The sequence below is a fragment of the Streptomyces sp. NRRL WC-3618 genome, assembly GCF_001280005.1.
Classification (GTDB): domain Bacteria; phylum Actinomycetota; class Actinomycetes; order Streptomycetales; family Streptomycetaceae; genus Streptomyces.
This window is the reverse complement of record NZ_LGDW01000395.1, coordinates 1-252: the sequence shown is the minus strand read 5'-3', so window position 1 is coordinate 252 and position 252 is coordinate 1. Positions and strand designations below refer to the sequence as shown.

1 protein-coding gene is annotated in these 252 nt (G+C 67.9%); it reads left to right on the top strand.

The genetic code is table 11. The features are described 5' to 3' along the window. The coding region (locus ADL01_RS27480; RefSeq protein WP_159049648.1) for a hypothetical protein at window positions 1-252 on the top strand (252 nt) is incomplete at both ends.

Sequence of the window (252 nt, the reverse complement as noted above, 5' to 3'; positions counted from 1 at the left end):
CCAACAGCGTGTGATCCGCGCCGCGTTGGCGAACGCCGGTCTCACGGCCGGTGACGTCGACGCTGTGGAGGCCCACGGTACGGGCACCACGCTCGGCGATCCCATCGAGGCGCAGGCCTTGCTCGCCACGTATGGCCAGGATCGTCCTGAGGGCGGCCGGCCTCTGTGGCTGGGTTCCATCAAGTCCAACATCGGTCACACCCAGGCGGCCGCCGGTGTCGCGGGTGTCATCAAGATGGTGATGGCCATGAG